We start from the raw sequence: 21,079 nt of genomic DNA on the forward strand, positions 1-21,079 counted from the left end.
ATGTTCAGGCATTTATTTAAAATCATCTGGAACAAAAAGAAACAAAACTTTTTGCTGATCACGGAAATGCTGATCTCTTTTTTGGTAATGTTTGCCGTATTTACGATGCTGGTACATTTTTACCGCAATTACAGAACGCCCATGGGAATGCAATATGAGCATGTGTGGGTGATCAATTACAACAACACCTTAAAAACACAGAACAAAGATTCCATCATGCTTTTTTATGAAGGATTGAAACAAACCATCCGGTCTATGCCGCAGGTAAAAGGAGTAAGCTATTCCAGCGGCAATGTTCCTTTTTCACAAAATACCATGATGAGTGGTTACGAGTACAATGGCAAACACATCAATCCCAATCTCTGCCGGGTGGATAAGGACTATACGAATGTGCTTCATATACAAGTGACGGAGGGGGAATGGTTTGGCAAAAATGACATCAGCGCTAAGGCCCGGCCCGTGGTGATCAATAATAAAATAAAACAGGACTTCTTTGGGAATGAAAGCCCTGTGGGCAAATTTTTAGGGAAAGACAGTGATCTAAAGATCATTGGCGTGGTAGACGATACCAAGATGAAAGGTGATTATACCGATGTGGGCTATTGGTTATACGATAAAATAGATATGGATTTAATGCCCTGGACAGACAGGATACTGGTTGATGTTACGCCCAATGCGGATGCAGCTTTTGAGGGGCAGTTATATAAAACCGTTGCCGGGATGATGAAAGATTCCAATATCGAAATAGAGCATCTTACCAATAAATTAAAAGACATAAACTACTGGGCGCTGGTGCCGATGATCACCCTTTCTATAATAGCCTGTTTTTTGATCATTAATGTAGCGCTCGGACTATTCGGCGTGCTATGGTACAATATCAATAAGCGAAGGGGAGAAATAGGTCTGCGCAGGGCAGTAGGCGCTACGGCCATGTCGGTATCATCGCAGTTGGTAGCCGAAGCGCTGATCCTGGCAACGTTTTCTTTAATAATAGGTTCTTTTTTTGCTGTTCAGTTCCCCATTTTAAACGTGTTCGATCTGCCTGCCGGGGTGTATTTAACTGCCCTGCTGCTGGCAATAGTGTTTATATATGTGCTGGTATTGATCTGTTCGCTCTACCCCGGACGGCAGGCGGCAGGGATATACCCGGCGGTGGCGTTGCATGAGGAGTAAGGAGAGTATAGAGTATAAGGCGTAAGGTATAGAGAGATGCAGGTTATAGGTTCGACCCGGATAATTAACAAATTCGCCTGACAGTGTCAGGCCAATATACACGAATATTATAAATGATCTTGACGTGAAGGCAATGTAAAACAGCAAATCGTGGTATCCAACTGGATAACGAATGTTAATAATTGAGTTTTCAATATTTGTAAATTGCATGCAATGACTTGAAAACCTGATTTAATTGAAAAAATTCCAGAATTGACCCAATGGTTTTACCATACAACCAAACTTGAAACAAGTGAAAGTAAACAAAACCAAATATTGCGAACTACTTGATAGTATCGGCTTGACTATTGATCAGGCAAGGCAAAACGCATTTAAAGCTGTAAACACGGAGTTGGTTAAAGCTAATTGGGAAATTGGCAGACATATAGTGGAATATGAACAGCACGGGCAAGAACGAGCAGAATACGGAAGTGATTTACTATCAAGACTTTCTAAAGATTTACGACAACGATATGGCAAAGGATTTGGCAGACGGAATATTCTTGATATGAGGAGGTTTTATCTTGTCTATCAGAAATGGCAGACAGTGTCTGCCAAATTGAGCTGGAGCCATTATATCGTATTGCTTGCTGTATCAGAAGATACTGCCAGAAAATTTTATGAAAGGCAGTCCATCCACGAAAATTGGTCCAAACGTGAACTTGAAAGACAGATTGATTCTTCCTTGTTTGAACGGCTTGCGTTGAGCAAAGATAAGAAAGGTGTTTTGCGGCTTTCAGAAAAAGGGTATATTGTTTCAGAGCCGATAGAAGCAATTAAAGATCCTTATGTTTTGGACTTTCTGAAAATACCGCAAAGTCCAAGAATGACGGAGAAAGACCTTGAACAAAAGATCATTGACAATCTTCAAATGTTTCTTCTTGAATTGGGCAAAGGCTTTGCTTTTGTGGCACGACAATACAAAATTTCACTTCGTAACAAGCATTATTATATTGACCTTGTTTTTTACCACCGCATTCTGAAATGCTTTGTACTGATAGACCTAAAAATCAGAAAAGTTGATCATGGAGACATCGGACAAATGAACCTTTACCTGAACTATTTCAAGACAGAAGAAAGTGTTGAAGGCGATAATGAGCCAATTGGCATTATTCTTTCAGCAGAAAAAGATGAAGTGTTGGTGGAATTTGCGACAGGCGGAATTTCCAACAAGATTTTTGTTTCAAAATATCAACTGTATTTGCCTGATAAAAAACAATTGCAAAAGAAAGTAAAAGCAATCCTGGAAGGATCATAATCAACACAGCGACCAAATAAAAAGAGAAGAAAAAAGGAGGTGTGATTATACTTACCGCTTATCCCTTTCTATTCTCCAACCTATACCTTCCATCCTCTACCTTTACCCGGAAAACTCCTAAATTGCCCCACTACCATGATCTTAATTATTGATGATGATATCGCCGTAAGAACTTCGCTTACATTGCTGTTGCAAAGCGAAGGGTATGCAATAGCAACTGCTTCTTCAAAGGAGGAAGCATTGGCTATACTTTCGCAAGAATCCGTCAGCTTAATTATCCTTGATCTTAATTTCTCCATTGAAACTTCCGGCACGGAAGGCATGCAACTACTGGAAGAAATAAAAAAGCGCAACAGCGCCATACCTGTAATTCTGATAACGGGCTGGGGCACGATTGAGCTTGCCGTAAAGGGCATGAAACTGGGTGCCGTTGATTTTATCAATAAACCCTGGGTCAATGAATACCTGCTGCAATCTGTAAAAACAGTATTGCAACTGAAAGAAACAAAATCAACCCATAAAACACGGAAGCAGTTAGACGAACAATATCATCTCAAATATATCATCGGGGAAGACCCGCGCATGCTGGAGCTGCTTGAAACGGCAGGCAGGGTTGCCGCAACAGACGCATCGGTGCTGATAACCGGTGAAAGCGGCACAGGGAAAGAGCTGATCGCCGAAGCTATTCATCAAAACAGCTTACGCGCCAATAAGCCGTTTGTAAAAGTTAATCTCGGCGGTATATCTGTTTCTTTGTTTGAAAGTGAAATGTTCGGTCATGTGCGTGGAGCATTTACCGATGCCCGGTCCGACAGGACAGGAAGGTTTGAAATGGCAAACAGGGGAACTATTTTTCTTGATGAGATAGGCGACCTTGATTTGAGCAGCCAGGTAAAGTTACTTCGTGTATTGCAGGACAGAACTTATGAAGTGCTGGGAAGCAGCCGTACCAAAACCGTTGATATAAGAGTAATTTGCGCTACCAACAAAAACCTGGACGAAATGGTAGCCCTCGGCTCTTTCAGGGAAGACCTTTTTTACAGGATCAATCTTATCAGCATACATCTCCCGCCTTTAAGAGAAAGAAAAGCTGATATCCCGTTGCTGGTGAATTTCTTTCTTAATAACATGAAGGAGATTTACAACCGCCCCGGGCTTTCGGTTACCGCCGCTGCAATGAAATGGCTGGAACAATTACCGTTGCCGGGTAATATACGCCAGTTAAAAAACCTGATTGAACGTTCTGTACTGATCAGCGCAAAAGAAAAGCTGGATATAGAAGATTTTCGCTCACAGCTCGCCTTATCAACCGTAAAAAAAGGAAGCATACAATTACCGGAAGTAGGCACACTAACATTAGAGGAGATCGAAGTACTGATGATCCAAAAGGCATTGAGTTTTCATAACAATAAAATAGCAAAGGCCGCAGCTTCACTTGGGCTTACCCGCAGCTCTCTGTACCGGCGTTTGGATAAGCACAATATTCCTTACGATGAAAGCCAGGACTAAATACATCCTGTTTGTCGTTATACTGCATCTCATCGCGATAACGCTTACCTGGTTCATTTTTGATAACAAGGTATTCTTCATTGTTGCCGAAGTTTTTATCATCATTTCCATCATTCTTTCCTGGCAGTTGTACCGGCAGCTTATTCAACCGCTGAAGCTGCTGATGGAAGGCACACAGGCGATAAAGGACAGGGATTTCAATGTTAAATTTTTACCCACCGGCAAGCATGAGATAGATGAATTGATTGTGGTATACAACCAGATGATGGATGAGCTGCGCAGAGAGCGTACCCGGCAGGAGCAGCAACATTTTTTTCTCGAAAAACTTATTCACACTTCTCCTACTGGGATTGTTATTTTAGACTTTGATCAGCGGATACACGATATCAATCCGCGGGCCCTGCAATTGCTGCAGGCAGAAAGAACGCAGCTTTTGTCAAGTTCTGTTTATGAAATATCGCATCCTGTTATTGTGCAATTACGCGATCTGCAGGTAGGCGGCTCTAAAACTTTTACTTATAATAATACAGCTACTTATAAAATTCAAAAATCATCTTTTGTTGACAGGGGCTTTCCACGTCATTTTATTATGATAGAGGAATTAACCGCCGAAATACTGGCAGCCGAGAAAAAAGCTTATGGAAAAGTGATCCGTATGATGGCGCATGAAGTAAACAATAGTATCGGCTCGGTAAATTCCATTATTCAATCAACAGTTATATCAGATACATTGTGGGAGAACGGGGAACATACCTCTTTGAAGGATGCATTGCAGGTTGCTATTAACCGCAATTATAATCTCAATGTATTTATGCGCAATTTTGCCGACCTGGTGCGGCTTCCTGATCCGCAGAAGAAAAATATCAACCTGCCGGAGATGATACGATCCGTCATAAAACTGATGGAGATGAAAGCCGGGGAAAAAAACATTCAATTTATATACGATATGCCGGGTGATGCATTTTATATAACGGCAGATCCGCAGCAGATGGAACAGGTATTGATCAATATCGTAAAGAATGCAATAGAAGCGATAGCATCTGAAGGCTATATAGTATTTAATATCAACCGGTATAAAAGGGAGCTTACTGTTGCGAACAACGGAAAGGAAATAACCAGAGAAGAAGCAGCACAATTATTCAGCCCCTTCTTCAGCACAAAAAAAGACGGGCAGGGGATCGGTCTTATGCTGGTAAAAGAAATATTAACGAATCATGGCTTTGCATTTTCCCTGAAAACGGTTGAACCAGACATCACGGAATTTGTGATAAGGTTTTGATACAACCTGTAATATTTTAACCTGGAAGTATTACAGCGCCTATTTTAAAAGCGTAAAAGAATTAGCGTCCCCCATCCACTTACCTTCCGGTGTATACAGCGAGAGCCGGTAACTGCCCTGGGTAAAGCTGGTTACAGGAATTCCCATTTCAACCTTGCTGTAAAAGAGGCCTGAACCACTCAGTTGATTAGTGAATATTACTTCATTTGACAAGGTATTAATGACCTGGAAATAACATCTTGAAAATAGATTCCGGCCTTCAAGCGTCAGCCCAAGCACTTTCCCGCCTGCTAATAATTGCTTAAGGCTCCAGGTATCCGAGGTAACCGCAATCCTGTTAATAAAGGTTTCAGGCATAAGCCTTGTTTTGTAATCTTTCGATACCCGCCTGCTTCCTGCAGCCGCAGTCACCTTTACCCATGCGGTAGCAGTATCTTCAAACCTGTCTGTGCCATAAAAATCCGGTGGAAGATTAACGGTAAATGTTTTATAATGATTCTCAGTGATCGTAGCCCCTGTTACCTCTATATCAGTGCCATCCAGATAGATAAAAATTTTGTCTGCTTCTATGGTCTCAAATTCCATTACATTATCAGGCCGTATACGGCTTGTGTTATCACTGAGATTATTTACATTCACCAACTGAAGCTCTTTTTTAACGGTAAGCGCCTTATCAAAAGTAAAATCTTTAATTCCCCGTACTATTTTAAAATGCCCGTAATTATTCAATCCATACCAGATACCAACAGGCAGTGTAACTACCACAACGGTATCTTTAAGAGATACTATCGGGCACTCGTTCTCTCCATAGAAGTATACTTTTATTTTTGAAGGGTCAGTGCCAAAGCCTTTGCCTTTAATAGTTATTTCATCTCCCTCAAAAGCAGCTTCGGGCGTTATTTCAGTAATAACAAGCGGTAAATCATTTTGGTCATCCGTTAAGTTCTTATTCTTGGAGCAGGCTGCCAGCACAAAAGCCAGGCAGCAGAAAATAAGCTTATTTTTCATGCCTTTACAATGTCTATAAATCTAATACAACTCTTTTGGGGGCAAAAAAGGCAATGAGGAAGCGGCAACTTATTTTTAGGGAACGTCAGCGCAACGGCATTTTGACCAGGATGTCACCCTTCCCAGGTTGGATATCCTGTATAGCGGTTGTCCTGATTTTCTTTAATTGTATTCATCCGCTTAGTGCATTATAATGTACCTTTGCGCCGCGTCCCGCCGGTGTGCGGGACTTTAAAATTATCAGCAGTTATGATCTCAGTGAACAATGTATCGTTATCCTTTGGTAAAAGGGTATTATTTGATGAAGTAAACCTCAATTTTAACAAGGGGAATTGTTATGGTGTTATCGGCGCCAATGGCGCCGGTAAATCAACTTTTTTAAAAATTTTGTCTGGAGAAATTGACCCAACAAAAGGCACTATAGATATTACGCCCGGCGAGCGTATGGCGGTATTGCAGCAAAACCACTTCGCGTTTGATAATCAAACCGCATTGCATACGGTAATGATGGGGCATAATAAACTTTGGGAGGTAATGCATGAAAGAGATGCTATTTACGCCAAAGAAGATTTTACAGAAGAAGATGGGATACGTGCCGGTGAACTGGAAGGTGAGTTTGGAGAGATGGGCGGCTATACCGCCGAAAGTGACGCTGCTACATTATTAGGCGAGCTGGGTGTTACGGAAGAACACCACCAAACCTTAATGAAAGATCTGCCGGGTAGCATGAAAGTGAGGATTTTGCTGGCGCAGGCTTTATTTGGTAACCCGGACATCCTGATACTGGATGAGCCTACCAACGACCTTGATGTGGAAACCATCAGCTGGCTGGAAAACTTTTTGGCGGATTATGAAAATATCGTGATAGTAGTGAGCCACGACAGGCACTTTCTTGATGCGGTTTGTACGCATGTGGCAGATGTTGACCGCCAGAAAATTAAAATATATACCGGTAACTATACGTTCTGGTATGAGAGCAGCCAGTTAGCGGCAAGGCAGTTGAGCGATAAGAATAAGAAGATGGAGGACAAGCGCAAAGATCTGCTTGAGTTCATCGCCCGCTTTAGCGCCAATGCTTCGAAAAGCAAGCAGGCTACCTCCCGTAAAAAAGCATTGGAAAAACTTGTTATTGAAGATATTGAACCCTCAAACCGCCGTTACCCTGGTATAATATTTAAACAGGACAGGGAAGTGGGCAACCAGGTATTGAATATAGAGAAGCTATCAAAAAAAGCGGAAGGCGGAAGGGTACTTTTCAGTGATGTAAGCTTTTCGGTTAATAAGGGAGATAAGATCGCGTTCTTTTCAAAAGATCATTTGGCGCTTACTTCTTTCTTTCAAATTATTAACGGTGAAGAAAAAGCCGATGGCGGGAAGTTTGAATGGGGAACTACCATCACCAAAGCGTACCTGCCGAATGATAATGCGAAATATTTTAAAGACGGGAACCTGAACCTGATGGACTGGCTGAGGCAATACGTGCCGCCAACTGTTACGGATGTGGATGAACCATTTCTCCGCGGCTTCCTCGGAAAAATGCTTTTCAGCGGTGATGAGATTCTGAAGAAAACAAGTGTATTGAGCGGAGGTGAAAAAGTGCGTTGTATGATCAGCCGTATGATGATACAGAATCCTAATCTTGTTATTCTTGATGAGCCAACCAACCACCTTGACCTTGAAAGTATACAGTCGTTCAACGAAAGCATGGTAAACTTTAAAGGTGTTGTATTGCTCACCTCTCACGACCATACTTTTATGGAAACAGTTGCCAACAGGGTAATTGAATTAACACCTAAAGGCATTATTGACCGGCTCACAACATTTGATGAATATCTTTCAGATGAAAGAGTAAAGCAGTTGAGAGAAACGATGTATGAAGGGAAGGGAGTGATGGTGTAGGGAGGATCCCTCACCCCCAGCCCCTCTCCGCTACTGCGGAGAGGGGAGCTTAAATTCAAAGCAGATTAATAAAATACAGTGAAGGGGAGTTTATGAATTCCAAAGTGTGAAAATATAAGAAAGTGAAACTGTGGGAACGTTTGTTGGGATTTATTCTATAGAAGATGTGGTAGATGTAGAGAATGGCCTTATTCTGTAGTACCGTTCCTCTCCATTGCATGCCTGCCTGTCCGGTAGGCAGGGAGAGGGATAAGAGGGTGAGGTTTTAACTTACAACGCATGGCCCGAAAGAAAAACAAAATCAGCGGATGGAAGGCTTTTCTGTACATGACAGGAGCGATGATACTGATTGCGGCAGGAGTTTACGGCTATATAAAATATAAAGCGTATCATGTTCATTTTGTACGATACTCCGCTTTTGGCATTGACATCCCGGTAAATTATAATATTCACGGTATTGATGTATCTCATCACCAGGATGTGATTGACTGGGGAGAAGTAAAGAGCATGAATATAGAAGAGATGCGCCTGGGTTTTGCTTTTATTAAAGCTACCGAAGGGTTAGTGAATGTAGACCGCATGTTTAAGCGTAACTGGTTTAAGGCACGGGAGGAAGGGATGACAAGAGGCGCGTACCATTTTTTCCTGGCAACCAAAAGCGGTAAAAAGCAGGCTGATAATTTTATAGCACAGGTAAACCTGGAGCCCGGTGATCTTCCCCCGGTTTTAGATGTAGAACAATTATATGGCGTAAAACCAAAAGATTTACGTGTACGGGTAAAAGATTGGTTAACTACTATTGAAGCCTATTATAAGGTAAAGCCTATTATTTACACCAATGTTGATTTTTATGATCATTATCTTGGTGAGGAGTTTGATGCATATCCATTATGGGTAGCGCATTATCTTCAGCCTCAGAAACCGCGTATCAAACGTGTGTGGACTTTTTGGCAACACAGTGAAACCGGCAGGGTAAATGGAATCGGCAACAGGGTTGATTTTAATGTTTTTAACGGAGATTCTTTAGCATTTCAACAATTATTGCTGCAATAAAAAATTATGGCAAGCGAAACAGAACCAGATATAAAAGAGTTTTTGATAAAGATATTACAGGCTGTTACCGCGCTGGTGGTTTGGGCTGTTATCACCATGTTCTTTGGTTTGTACCTTGAGTGGGCGCATATTCACCACCATTTCAACATACTTAATGCCATATTTTATATTTGGTTTGTAGCGAGTTTTATCGGGCTTATTTATTTTCTTTATAAGGTTTGGAAAAGATAGAAAGAAGGTGGAAGGTGAAAGGTTTGGGGTATAATGACATATTTCACCATTGCCGGTTCCCGGAATATTTATCGCATAGCTGATAGCTGTTAGCCCATACCTTCCCTCAACTGCTATGGTCAGAAACGATCTTCCACTCACCATTGATTTTTCTGAATACTAAAGTATAGTGCCCTTCTGCATCGCCTATGCTTCTTTTCAGGAAGAATTTACCTACCACGTAATAGGTATCGGGCGAGAGTTTGTTTACGTGCAGTATTTTAAAACTGAGCTTGCCCATTTTAGCGGTATCGCTATACGTTTGCTTATAGCGGTTAAGCGTATTCTGATAACCGTATACAACTCCTTTGCTGCCAATAAACATTACGGAATCATTATTCCAGTAACCCTTTACAAAATTGTCAAGGTCGCCTTTGTTCCAGTAATATATCTGATCGTCAAGCACTTTGAGGATGGCTTTTTCATCAGCGGTTTGAGCAGTAGCAAAATACGTGAGCTCAAGCATAGTATACAAAAAGAAAAGCAGCTTTTTCATTGCAAAAATTATTTACTGAAAATACACATTAAAAGCCTTTCCTGTTAATAATCTGGCACAAACTAAAAATACTCAGGTAAATTTGCCGGATGAAAATCATCCCACTAAGCGAAGGCACATTTACAATAGATCATTCCAAGCAATTCATTCCTTTTAATAATGATAGAGATAACCTGCAGGAGCGCAACCGCGGAAGCCTGCTGGTAGAAATTCAGCCTTTTGTTATTATTACATCAAAAGATGTGCTGCTGCTTGATACAGGACTTGGATTTACCAATCCCGACGGTACTTTACAGCTTCACCAGAACCTCATTGATAATAATATTGATCCTTCAGACATAACAAAAGTGTTGATGAGCCATTTGCATAAAGATCATGCAGGCGGTGTGAGTATGAAAGACCGCATACTGAACCGGTACTTTCCCAGCTTTCCTTCGGCTACATACTATGTGCAAAAAAAAGAGCTGGACTATGCTTTGGAAAAAGGGTTGCCTTCATATATACCGGAAGAAATTGAAATTTTGGGAGAGTTGGATAACGTGGTTTTTTTGGATGGAAGCGGAACAATAGACGGGTATATTCATTACGAATTAACCGGTGCACATGCTCCTTTTCACCAGGTGTATACCATTAAAGAAGGTGATGAAATTATTTTTTTTGGCGCAGACGATGCCCCGCAGTTATCACAAATGAAAAGCAGGTTTATTGCCAAGTATGATTATGATGGGAAAAAATGCATGGAACTAAGGCAGCAATGGTGGGAGGAAGGGCAAAAAGAAAAGTGGACTTTTCTTTTTTATCATGATGTGAAAAATCCACTTTGGAAGCGTTAATAGCTATACCCGGGTCAGGCCGGAACTGTTGCGGTTAATGCAAGCAGTTGTGCCGTTCTTTCTTTGGTTTCCCGGTAAAGCGCTGCATTATCAACTAAAGATTTTTTATAAGAAGGTATCATTTGCTCCAGCTTTGTTTGCCAGCCAGTTGTTTTTATTTGCTCAGGAAAACAACGCTGCAACAAATCAAGCATAATAGAAACTGCTGTTGACGCGCCGGGAGATGCACCTAACAATGCTGCTATACTTCCATCTGCAGCGCTTACTACTTCGGTACCAAATTCCAGTATACCTCCTTCTTCTTCATCTTTTTTAATAACCTGCACCCGCTGACCTGCCACTTCAAGATCCCAGTCTTCGGCAACGGCATTTGGGAAATATTCCCTCAGCGCTTCCATCCTGTCTTCAGATGATTGTGTAACCTGCTCAATCAGGTATTTGGTAAGCGGAATGTTTTTTACGCCTGCCATTACCATTGGTTTTATATTGCTGAACTTGATGGAACCCGGCAGATCCCACAAAGAGCCATTTTTTAAAAACCTGGTTGAAAAACCCGCGTATGGTCCGAACAATAATGATTTCTTTCCGTCAATAACACGTGTATCCAGGTGCGGAACACTCATGGGAGGTGAGCCGACGGCAGCTTTGCCATATACTTTAGCGCTATGTCTTTCAATAACCGCGGGGTTATTGCAAATTAACCATTGGCCGCTAACCGGGAAACCGCCATAACCTTTACTTTCCGGGATATCGGATTTTTCAAGCAGTGGCAAAGAACCGCCACCTGCTCCTATAAAAATAAATTTAGTTTCAACAACCTTCTTTTCATCAGTGGTAAGATTCTTCATTTTTATTCTCCAGCCACCATCGTTCTTTTTTTCCAGGTCCTGAACCTCATGTGCCAGAAAAAGCTTTACATCAGGTTTGTCAAACAAATAGCGGAAAAGCTTGCGGGTAAGCGCACCAAAATTCACGTCGGTTCCGCTATCCATTTTGGTTGCAGCAACCAGCTCTGCCGGATCGCGTCCTTCCATTACGAGGGGCATCCAGTTCTCAATTTCCTTCGCATCGTCACTGTATTGCATACCTTCAAACAAATGGTACTTTATCAACGCATCATACCGCTTTTTCAGATAGTCTGTATTTGCTTCACCGCACACAAAACTCATGTGGGGCACAAGCCGGATGAAATCCCGGGGATTTCTTATATAGTCCTGTTCTACCAGGTATGACCAGAACTCTTTGCTTTGTAAAAACTGTGCGGCTATTTTAATCGCTTTTGAAGCATCAATTGCTCCGTCTTCTTTTTCAGGAGTATAATTTAACTCGCAAAACGCGGAATGCCCTGTGCCGGCGTTATTCCATGCGTCAGAACTTTCGGCGGCCACGGTATGCAAACGCTCCACAACATGAATGCTTAAATCTGGTTGCAGTTCTTTAAGCATCATGCCCAGCGTAGCGCTCATAATGCCGGCGCCAATCAGTACCACATCGGGATTATCTTTTTTTAATGACTTGCTCATTTCAATTCAAACTTTTTTAAAAAGGGAGGAAGCACATCGTATGTCAAGCAAGCAGCTTCGAAGAGCGCACAAAGTTACATTACGCGCATCAGAGCATAAACTTTCAGCGCTATTATTTAGCCTGAATTGTTGAAAAATTACGATGAAATGACAGGATGAGGTTGTGTGTATGTAAAATCATGCACATGTATATGTTGTTTAAATAAAGTTTTATATGTATTAATTTATATCCCTTAGGATTTTTTTAACAACTATATTGGCATGGTATGGCATGTTTATTGAAAACTACAGGTTGTAGAACGGATACCTGAATGAATGATGGGTATCTGAAAATTTATAAACTAAAATGGTAAGTTATGAGATTAACAACTGAAAATTTTGAGATTGTATCTGGTGGAAATATTTATACTGTTAAGGCTACAGAATATATAAATGGCAGTGAAGAACTCAGATACAGGGTAAGTTTTAATGATAACCCAATTTGTGTATTCGGGTGGAATAATGAACTTAACCGCTTTGCGGTAATGCACGATAAACGCAATCCTGATATGTCGAACGAGATAGAGACTGCTATTGGTAAAAGACTGGAAAAAATCCAGCAAATGAAGGAAGCGGCCTGATAAATGAATAACACATCCATTATAAAATAACTGATGCTGCTTCGTCAGTTGTTTATCAAAAAGTACGTTGTAATTGCAGCGTACTTTTTATTTACTGGTATACAATAATTGTTTAACATCTCACATTAGTTATTGTAATTAAAAATTGCTATTTTAGCAGTTATTTATTTTATGAAACAGTTTTACAACATATCACCTGTGGTTGCAGGCAAGCCTTACAGCAAGCGACTGTTTCTTATTACGCTTAATAACAGAGCCTTCATTTTTTAAGCCCTCCGTTTGTTTTCCGGGTATATTTTGTGAAACGGAGGGATACATACTCCGTAAAGAATATTTTATTAATCTGTCGGTATGGCACTATAAAATGCTTTACCGGTAAAAAGTTTATTTATTATGAAACCTGTAATAAGCAATAGTGACTATACTACATTAAAGTCGTTGATCGTAAACTGCCCGCAACATCTTAAAACAAAGGAAATAGGGCAATTAATGGATGAATTAAACAAAGCTGAAGTGGTAACCGATAAAAAATTAGGGAATGATGTAATTAAAATCAATTCTCTTTTTGAGGCAGAGGATATGTCCAGTAAAAAGAAATGGAAGCTGATGCTTACTTTGCCCGGGGAGGCAAACCTGAAAGAACAGAAAATATCTGTGTTCTCACCATTGGGCGTAGCATTGATTGGTTTTAAAAAGGGAATGACAATACAATGGGCTTTACCCGGGGGAATGAAGAAGATACGGATAGTGGATGTAGTGAATGAGTAAACATGAATGAAGTATAATATTAAGGTACGGAGTAAATATCGCCGTACCTTCTTTTTTTATCAGTTCTGCATTATCAGATGTTGTTCGGCAACCTGCCTGTAGCCAGGTATATTACCCCGTGATACCGGCACCGGCTGGGGTAAAAGATCAACTGAAAGTTTAAGCCCCTGTGCATTACCTTCTACCTGCATTACTCTTTTTGTATTAACCAGCCAGCCGCGGTGGCTGCGGTACATGCATGGAATATCACTCAACTGTTCGTTTATATTGGTAAGTGTATTGCGCAGCATGGTTGTTTGGAGATTACCGTTTTGTTCCCAAAAAATATTTACATAATTATCGAGCGCCTGCACTGCCAGTAAACTTTTATGGGGTATTTCAAGCCTGTCGTTCTGGTTATCACCGGTTAATGTAAGTAAAGATGAACGCCTTCTGAATATTGCTTTTGTTTCTTCTTCCGCAACAGAAAATATAGTATCTATTTGCTTCAATGAAATATTGTTTATCAATTGATGGTGTACCCCCCTTTCCGCTGGTTGCCTGACTGCTTCATGAGATACCGGAATGTTTTTCGACAAACGTTCTGCGCTTTTAACATGCTGCTGCAGGTAATAATTATAGGAAAATAATTCTGCTATTACAATGGGTAACGCGCCAAGCATCAGCACCCATTTCAGCATATTGAAATGCCACCACAGCGGCAGGGTGATTTGATGAACCCATTGGGTAACCAGTACATTACAGATGGTAATGCCTATCATCAATATTATATTTAGCAGAATCTGTTTGCCGAGCGTCCATTGTTCTTCATTAATACGCGGAGCTATTGCTTTGATAAAAAAATATCCCCCGGTTAATATAACAAAGCCGGTAACAAAACCATACATAGCCGAAGTATATAATAATTGCAGCGGTGAATACAGGTCGAGCCGGAAAGGCTTAAACAAAAAAAGAAATGAAAGCACAAAAAGTCCAAACCCTATACCGCGGAGCTTGTACCAACGCCAGGTATTTACCGGAAATGGTTTGTTAAAAAGATAAACTAAATACATACATCAATAATGCTGATCAATAAAACAATGTTTTGCAATGGTGCTCCATCATTAAATGTTCTCAGGGTCCTGTATTTTGCCCCACAAAAATATTTAATACAATGCTTTTTCCTTTGCCGCTCATCCCAAATTGCTGTTCGCCACTAAAGGCTTGACAACCGCCCCTTTCAAAAAAAATCCCTGTAACGGAATTATAAATTTGCACATCATTCGAAAAAATTATAATCATTATGTGGCGTAATTATTCAGGCAAGAGGAAGGGCTTTCTCGTAATGCTGGCTTTATTAAGTACAGTATTTTCTTTTGGTCAGCAACAGGTGCAAACAGTTAGAGGCATTATCGTTGACCAGCAATCAAAAAGGGGCATTGAACAGGCTACCGTATCAATACAGGGCAGGAACCTGGCTACTGTTACCGACAGCAGCGGTGGTTTCGTTATTTACCAGGTGCCTGTTGGCAGGATAACCATCCAGGTAAGTCATGTTGGCTATGAACCTTTTCAATTATATAATATTGTAGTAGAATCTGGTAAGGAAACAATGCTGAACCTGGAACTGCTGGAAAAGCTGAACGTAACACAGAAGGAGATCATAATATCCGGCAAGAAAGAAAAGCTCACCAGCCGCCAGATGGCTACAGTAAGCGCTGTTGAGTTTAATGCTGAAGACAGTCGTCGCTTTGCCGGCAGCCGTAATGATGTTGCCCGTATGGCATCCAATTTTGCCGGGGTGAATAGTGTAAATGACGGGCGCAATGATATTATCATCCGCGGTAATTCTCCGCTTGGGTTATTATGGCGCCTGGAAGGTGTGGATATTCCTAACCCCAATCACTTCGGCAGTCTCGGTGCTACAGGCGGGCCGGTAGGTATGCTGAATAATAATGTAACAGGACAATCTGCTTTTTATACAGGCGCTTTTCCTGCACAGTTTGGTAATGCCACAGCAGGCGCATTTGACCTGAGCCTGCGTAAAGGAAATCATAACAGTCATGAATTTACCGCACAGGTTGGCTTTAACGGGCTTGAGCTTGGAGCAGAAGGTCCTTTCAGTAAAAAAAGCAAAGCTTCTTATCTTGTGTATTACCGTTACAGTATTCCGGGTTTATTAAAATCGCTTGGTGTTGATGTTGGTGTTGGTGCGGCTGTGCCACGCTACCAGGACCTGAGCCTGAAATTTGATATTCCAACCAAAAAAGCAGGGCAATTTACTTTGTTTGGTATTGGTGGAAAAAGCAGTATCGATTTTAAGGGAGAGCTGAAAGACACCAGTAATTTTTACAACGACCCATACAGCAACTTATACAACAGCACAAAAATGGGTGTTGCCGGCTTAAAGCATACTTACTTTTTTAACAGCACTACATCATATACGCTTACCCTGGCTGCAACGGGCAGTAATGTTACCACAAGGCAGGATTCGCTTGACGACAACAGGATACCTCATAAAAACTACCGTGAAAACGGGAATGAATGGCGCTATGTGGCAAGTGCCGTAGTGAACAAAAAATTCTCTGCCAGCGATCGTCTTACAACAGGTATTACCGTTGACCAGTTGCATTTCAGTTATTCAGACAGTATACTCGACAGGGATTATGGTTTTATTCCTTTTGTTACAGAGAAAAACCATACGGAATTGCTGCGGGCTTATGCACAGTGGCAGCACCGCTTTTCAAACCGGCTCACCCTTAATACCGGGGCATACGCGCAGTATCTCACACTCAATAAAAACACTTCAATAGAAGGGCGCATTGGTGTGCGTTATGCGCTTAATAATGCCGGAGCGTTTACACTTGCCTATGGCACACATAGCCAGATGCAAACACTCATGACCTACTTTCATGAAACGCGTTCAGGTGAAAATTTTATACAAACCAACCGTAACCTGGGCTTTACAAAAAGCAATCATATAGTGGCGGGTTGGGAGCAAACGCTGAAGAATGCCTGGAAATATAAACTTGAAGCATATACGCAGTTGTTAAGTGATGTACCTGTGGAAAGGAAACCAACAGACTGGTCGGTATTAAACCTGGGTGCAGGATATGGTGCGGGATTGGAAGACAGTCTTGTGAACAAAGGCAAGGGTTATAATTACGGGTTAGAGTTGACGCTTGACAAACCATTTGCCAACGGGTATTATGCACTGGCAACCGTATCTGTATTTGATTCAAAGTATAAAGGCAGTAACGGCGTTACACACAATACTGCGTTTAACGGGCATTATGTGGTAAATGCATTGGGCGGCAAAGAGTGGCAGATACGCGGCATACACACGGTAGCAGTAGATTTTAAGATCACTACCGCAGGGGGAAAACGTTTTACCCCTATTAATGAAGCGGCATCTAAAATTGCAGGAAAGGCGGTGTATTATGAGGAACGTTCATTTGAAGAAAAAACAAAAGCTTATTTCAGGCTTGATCTTAAGCTCACCTACCGTATGAACAACAAAGGTTTTATGCAGGAATTTTTTGTAGACTTTCAAAACGTAAGTAATCATAAAAATATATTTAACCAGTGGTACGATAGCAGGGCTGGTAAGATACGTACCCAAAACCAGCTTGGGTTTTGGCCGAACTTTAATTACAGGATACAGTTTTAGGAACAGGACGGTAACATAAGCAGAAATAGGGTGGGTTATTCTTAACTTACCCTTTTGTAATTTCATGCGATAGTACTTTCTTCGCTAAAGCATGCTCATCCGGAAGAAATATAACATAGCCTTTATCATCTCACTCGTCATTCATATTTCCGGGTTAGCCGGTATGCTTTGGGGAAACAGGCAATTGTTTGCCACATACACTCCCGCTAACCTGCTGATCATGTTTTTGCTTTTGTTGTGGACGCAGGAAAAGATCAATAAACCCTTTATCTTCTTTATGCTTGCCTGTTTGTTCTCAGGCTATTTTGTTGAATATATTGGCGTGCATACCGGCCTTCTTTTCGGAAATTATACTTATGGAAAAGTACTTGGGTCCCAGCTCAGCAATATTCCGCTGATCATTGGCATCAACTGGTTTATTGTAATGTATTGCTGCGGCACGGTTATACAACTTGTTACTGAGGCACTTAAAAAACGGTTGCCTGACGAGCAGCTGCAGGCATATAAAAAATGGAGTATCGCCTCAGTTATTATTGACGGGGCTTTGCTCGCTGTTTTTTTTGACTGGGTGATGGAACCGGTTGCTGTAAAGCTTGGCTTCTGGACGTGGGCTGGTGATGGTTCAATACCTATGCTTAACTATATAAGCTGGTTTGGCGTCAGCGTGATTTTGCTGTCGTTGTTCTCCCTGCTTCCATTTCACAAAAAAAATATATTTGCCTTATACCTGCTGATGATTCAGCTCATGTTTTTTTTGGTACTGCGCACATTGCTTATATGATAAAACAATACGACTATATTATTATAGGGGCAGGCTGCGCAGGATTGAGCTTATTAATGCGGCTGCTTGATAAAAATGCCGGCGCGAAAGTTTTACTTGTTGACAGAACGGAAAAAAACACCAATGATCGTACCTGGTGTTATTGGGAGAAGGAAGCAGGCTATTTTGATAATATCGTTTACCGAAAATGGAACGAACTAAACTTTTGTGATGATGACGGTTATAAGCAATTGTCAATGGGAGATTATGCGTACAAAATGATCCGGGGCATTGATTTTTACACGCATTGTTTTAACCGGATACAACAGGCGCCGGGCGTAGCGTTTCAGACAGTGGAGATACAAGCGGTAGAAGTGACGGGCAAACATTGCAGCATAAAAGCAGCCGGCCATACAATTGAAGCAGCAGCAGGATTTGTATTCAGCAGTATTCCGGACAAAGCTGAAGCCGGCAGCAACATCATTTCACTTTTGCAGCATTTTAAAGGATGGATTATCCGTACAACGGGTAACAGTAATATAAAACCCTGCCTGATGGATTTCGGGGTTGACCAATCTGCGGGTACTGCTTTTGTATATACCTTACCGCTTGATGAAAACAGCGCGTTGATTGAATACACGGTATTTTCTTCAACAGTATTACAGGACGCACAATACGATAACGCGTTAAAAAATTATATAGAGCATATACTACAGATAAAAGTATATGCTATTGAACATACAGAGTATGGTGTTATCCCTATGACAAACCAGCGTTTTCCTTTTTATAAAGACGGGATGTATCATATTGGCTCGGCAGGCGGACAAACAAAACCATCAAGCGGGTATACGTTCAGCTTCATTCAAAAACAGTCTGCAGATATAGTAGCAGCACTAAAAGCCTGTGAATGCTTAAAGCAAAATAATCCGGCTCCCCGGTTCAGGCTATATGATAGTATACTGTTGAAAATATTACACGATAATATTATGCCGGGGAAGGCAATTTTTTCGCGACTTTTTCAGTCGCTGCCTGCACATAAAATTTTTAAATTCCTTGATAATGAAACTACTCCTGCAGAAGAGTTAAGTATACTTAACTCCATGCCTGCTAAAATTTTTCTTCCGGTGGCTATCCGGCAACTGATAAAACAACTAAGGGACTAACTCCCTCTCTGCGAACCTGTATTCGCCTGCTTGCTTACAAAGCCGCCTTTGGGTTGTGCTTTCTGTATAAATTTTGAACCCTGGTTTTGAGAAAGATTATTTTTTTTATTTCCTTTCTTTTTGCCTTTATTATTCTGTTGATTAAGCAATGACATAGCAAAATGTTTTTATAAAGATAATGTTTTGTTGAATTAATGCGCGTCAACAGGTATGGCAACATTCTTTTTAAACTTCTGCAGGTATACCAGCGGAATACAGCATAATACAAATACACCTACCAGCAGGTAAATATTATCGTACGTAAGCAACATGGTTTGTTTGGTAATCATACCTTCCATTGCACGATTAGCCATTTGCTCTGCATCAAAGGCACTGTAACCTTTGCCCATAAAGCCCTGCAGGTATGCCTGCTTTCTTTCAAGAAAAGGAGTATTATAGCTGTTTATATTTTCAAGCAGTATATTCCTGTTCTTTCCACTGTTTACATGTATAAGCGTGGTAAGAATGGCTACGCCGAATGAACCGCCCAACTGCCGCATCATATTATTAAGACCCGCACCCTGGCCTATATCTTTACCATGCAGATCCTGTATACCTAAAGTGGTTAGCGGCACAAACAATACACTCATACCGATACCACGAATAATAAGCGGCCAGAAAAAATCATTGGTACCTGATTCGAGTGTAGAATTTGATAGCATCAGGCTAAAAACAAAAAACAGGAAAAAGCCCAGCGTTGCCATGAACTGTGCAGGTATTCCTTTTTTCAGCATCATGCCTACAAAGGGCATCATACAAATGGTGGCTAATCCGCCGGGAAACATTAGCTCTCCTGTTTGCTGCGCGGTAAACCCTAAAAGATTCTGACAAAAAACAGGGAAGGTGAACATCGAACCATATAACGCGAACCCCAATGCGAAGGACGTAAAGATCCCTATGGTAAAGCTGCGGTATTTAAGGATCCTGAAATTAACTACAGGATGATCTGTGCTAAGCTCACGCCATATAAATGCTATGGCAGCCAATATGGTAGCAATGGTAAGTGCAGCTATGTATGGTGTTGCAAACCAGTCTTCTGATTCTCCTTTTTCTAATACAACCTGCAGGCTGCCCACACCAATTGCTAATAATAAAATACCCCACCAGTCAACCGGCTGACCTTTGCCATATTTGGGAGATTCTTTTACAAAAGTTGTAACCAGGAAAGCTGCTAAAGCGCCAACAGGAATGTTTACATAAAATATATAGGGCCAACTTTTATTGTCAACAATAAAGCCGCCAATAGTAGGGCCGATAGTAGGGCCTACTACGGCGCCTAAACCAAATAGCGCAGTTGCCATACCAACTTCTTCTCTCGGCCATGTTTCTAAAAGAATAGCCTGGGCTGTAGAAAGCAAACCACCGCCTGCTAATCCCTGTAATATTCTGAATGCTACCAGTTCTTCAAGACTGGTAGAGTTGCCGCAGAGTATAGATGCTATTGTAAACACTACTATAGAGGTGAGAAAATAATTCTTCCGGCCAAAGCGATCTCCCAGCCAGCCCGACATGGGTAATACAATTACGTTTGCCACAGCATAACCGGTAACCAGCCATCCTGCATCTTCTAATGTTGCGCCGAGGTTACCCATAATATCAGGCAGCGCCACATTCACAATTGTAGTATCAATCAATTCCAGCAGCGATGCCATGATCACTGTTATTGTGATGATCCACTTTCTTAAACCATGCTCAGCCATTGTTATAGTAAATTGACTAAATGAATATTGTTAATTAAGG

General features: G+C 41.2%; 19 protein-coding genes. 13 read left to right on the forward strand and 6 right to left on the reverse strand.

Annotation, left to right across the window (positions count from 1 at the left end; translation table 11 throughout):
* The 4 genes from DC498_RS11810 (at position 1) to DC498_RS11825 (ending at position 5,258) form a co-directional block, all read left to right on the forward strand.
* Positions 1-1,173, forward strand: a complete 1,173-nt coding sequence (locus DC498_RS11810) for an ABC transporter permease (protein ID WP_116874363.1) — start codon at positions 1-3, stop codon at positions 1,171-1,173.
* Positions 1,174-1,465: 292 nt separating this feature from the next.
* Positions 1,466-2,470 carry a PDDEXK nuclease domain-containing protein gene (locus DC498_RS11815; RefSeq protein WP_116874433.1) on the forward strand — a complete coding sequence of 335 codons (1,005 nt, stop codon included), beginning with the start codon at positions 1,466-1,468 and terminating at the stop codon, positions 2,468-2,470.
* Between the two features lie 135 nt (positions 2,471-2,605).
* Positions 2,606-3,979: a sigma-54-dependent transcriptional regulator gene (locus DC498_RS11820; RefSeq protein WP_116874364.1), complete on the forward strand. Its 1,374-nt coding sequence runs from the start codon at positions 2,606-2,608 to the stop codon at positions 3,977-3,979.
* Entirely contained in the window at positions 3,963-5,258 is a 1,296-nt protein-coding gene (locus tag DC498_RS11825) for a sensor histidine kinase (RefSeq protein ID WP_116874365.1), read from the forward strand. Before DC498_RS11820 ends, DC498_RS11825 begins: the two co-directional genes overlap by 17 nt.
* A 39-nt stretch (positions 5,259-5,297) precedes the next feature.
* Here the strand turns inward: DC498_RS11825 and DC498_RS11830 are convergent, their stop codons facing one another.
* Complete coding sequence (locus tag DC498_RS11830; RefSeq protein ID WP_116874366.1) at positions 5,298-6,266, reverse strand: IPT/TIG domain-containing protein; 969 nt, start codon at positions 6,264-6,266, stop codon at positions 5,298-5,300.
* Between the two features lie 249 nt (positions 6,267-6,515).
* Between DC498_RS11830 and DC498_RS11835 the strand changes: the two genes are divergently transcribed.
* From DC498_RS11835 to DC498_RS11845, 3 genes are all read left to right on the forward strand, one after another.
* Complete coding sequence (locus DC498_RS11835; protein WP_116874367.1) at positions 6,516-8,165, forward strand: ABC-F family ATP-binding cassette domain-containing protein; 1,650 nt, start codon at positions 6,516-6,518, stop codon at positions 8,163-8,165.
* 279 nt (positions 8,166-8,444) lie between these two features.
* Positions 8,445-9,218, forward strand: a complete 774-nt coding sequence (locus tag DC498_RS11840; protein WP_116874368.1) for a glycoside hydrolase family 25 protein — start codon at positions 8,445-8,447, stop codon at positions 9,216-9,218.
* 6 nt (positions 9,219-9,224) lie between these two features.
* Positions 9,225-9,449, forward strand: a complete 225-nt coding sequence (locus DC498_RS11845; protein ID WP_116874369.1) for a hypothetical protein — start codon at positions 9,225-9,227, stop codon at positions 9,447-9,449.
* 106 nt (positions 9,450-9,555) lie between these two features.
* Here DC498_RS11845 and DC498_RS11850 read toward each other — a convergent pair whose 3' ends face one another.
* On the reverse strand, positions 9,556-9,984 hold the full coding sequence (locus tag DC498_RS11850) for a YybH family protein (RefSeq protein WP_116874370.1): 429 nt from the start codon (positions 9,982-9,984) through the stop codon (positions 9,556-9,558).
* Between the two features lie 89 nt (positions 9,985-10,073).
* On the opposite strand from DC498_RS11850, the gene DC498_RS11855 reads away from it, so the two are divergent.
* The gene (locus DC498_RS11855) at positions 10,074-10,817 is read left to right on the forward strand and encodes an MBL fold metallo-hydrolase (protein ID WP_116874371.1); all 744 of its coding nucleotides are present in this window, start codon (positions 10,074-10,076) and stop codon (positions 10,815-10,817) included.
* Between the two features lie 14 nt (positions 10,818-10,831).
* Here the strand turns inward: DC498_RS11855 and DC498_RS11860 are convergent, their stop codons facing one another.
* Positions 10,832-12,340, reverse strand: a complete 1,509-nt coding sequence (locus DC498_RS11860; protein ID WP_116874372.1) for a malate:quinone oxidoreductase — start codon at positions 12,338-12,340, stop codon at positions 10,832-10,834.
* A 356-nt stretch (positions 12,341-12,696) separates the two neighbouring features.
* On the opposite strand from DC498_RS11860, the gene DC498_RS11865 reads away from it, so the two are divergent.
* Both DC498_RS11865 and DC498_RS11870 read left to right on the forward strand, forming a co-directional pair.
* Entirely contained in the window at positions 12,697-12,960 is a 264-nt protein-coding gene (locus DC498_RS11865) for a hypothetical protein (RefSeq protein WP_116874373.1), read from the forward strand.
* A gap of 393 nt (positions 12,961-13,353) precedes the next feature.
* Positions 13,354-13,728, forward strand: a complete 375-nt coding sequence (locus tag DC498_RS11870; protein ID WP_116874374.1) for a GreA/GreB family elongation factor — start codon at positions 13,354-13,356, stop codon at positions 13,726-13,728.
* Positions 13,729-13,787: 59 nt separating this feature from the next.
* Here DC498_RS11870 and DC498_RS11875 read toward each other — a convergent pair whose 3' ends face one another.
* Positions 13,788-14,780: a LytTR family DNA-binding domain-containing protein gene (locus DC498_RS11875; protein ID WP_116874375.1), complete on the reverse strand. Its 993-nt coding sequence runs from the start codon at positions 14,778-14,780 to the stop codon at positions 13,788-13,790.
* 230 nt (positions 14,781-15,010) lie between these two features.
* On the opposite strand from DC498_RS11875, the gene DC498_RS11880 reads away from it, so the two are divergent.
* From DC498_RS11880 to DC498_RS11890, 3 genes are all read left to right on the forward strand, one after another.
* Positions 15,011-17,377, forward strand: a complete 2,367-nt coding sequence (locus tag DC498_RS11880) for a TonB-dependent receptor (RefSeq protein ID WP_116874376.1) — start codon at positions 15,011-15,013, stop codon at positions 17,375-17,377.
* A 91-nt stretch (positions 17,378-17,468) separates the two neighbouring features.
* The gene (locus tag DC498_RS11885; protein ID WP_116874377.1) at positions 17,469-18,158 is read left to right on the forward strand and encodes a carotenoid biosynthesis protein; all 690 of its coding nucleotides are present in this window, start codon (positions 17,469-17,471) and stop codon (positions 18,156-18,158) included.
* The gene (locus DC498_RS11890) at positions 18,155-19,300 is read left to right on the forward strand and encodes a lycopene cyclase family protein (protein WP_116874378.1); all 1,146 of its coding nucleotides are present in this window, start codon (positions 18,155-18,157) and stop codon (positions 19,298-19,300) included. Before DC498_RS11885 ends, DC498_RS11890 begins: the two co-directional genes overlap by 4 nt.
* Here DC498_RS11890 and DC498_RS26170 read toward each other — a convergent pair.
* Together DC498_RS26170 and DC498_RS11895 are read right to left on the reverse strand one after the other, a co-directional pair.
* A complete protein-coding gene (locus tag DC498_RS26170) occupies positions 19,297-19,455 on the reverse strand; it encodes a hypothetical protein (protein WP_165813823.1) in 159 nt (52 codons plus the stop codon). The genes DC498_RS11890 and DC498_RS26170 overlap by 4 nt on opposite strands.
* Positions 19,456-19,491: 36 nt before the next feature.
* Complete coding sequence (locus tag DC498_RS11895) at positions 19,492-21,039, reverse strand: MDR family MFS transporter (RefSeq protein WP_116874379.1); 1,548 nt, start codon at positions 21,037-21,039, stop codon at positions 19,492-19,494.
* Between the last annotated feature and the right edge of the window lie 40 nt (positions 21,040-21,079).

The organism is Terrimonas sp. (assembly GCF_003075435.1).
Taxonomy (GTDB): domain Bacteria; phylum Bacteroidota; class Bacteroidia; order Chitinophagales; family Chitinophagaceae; genus Agriterribacter.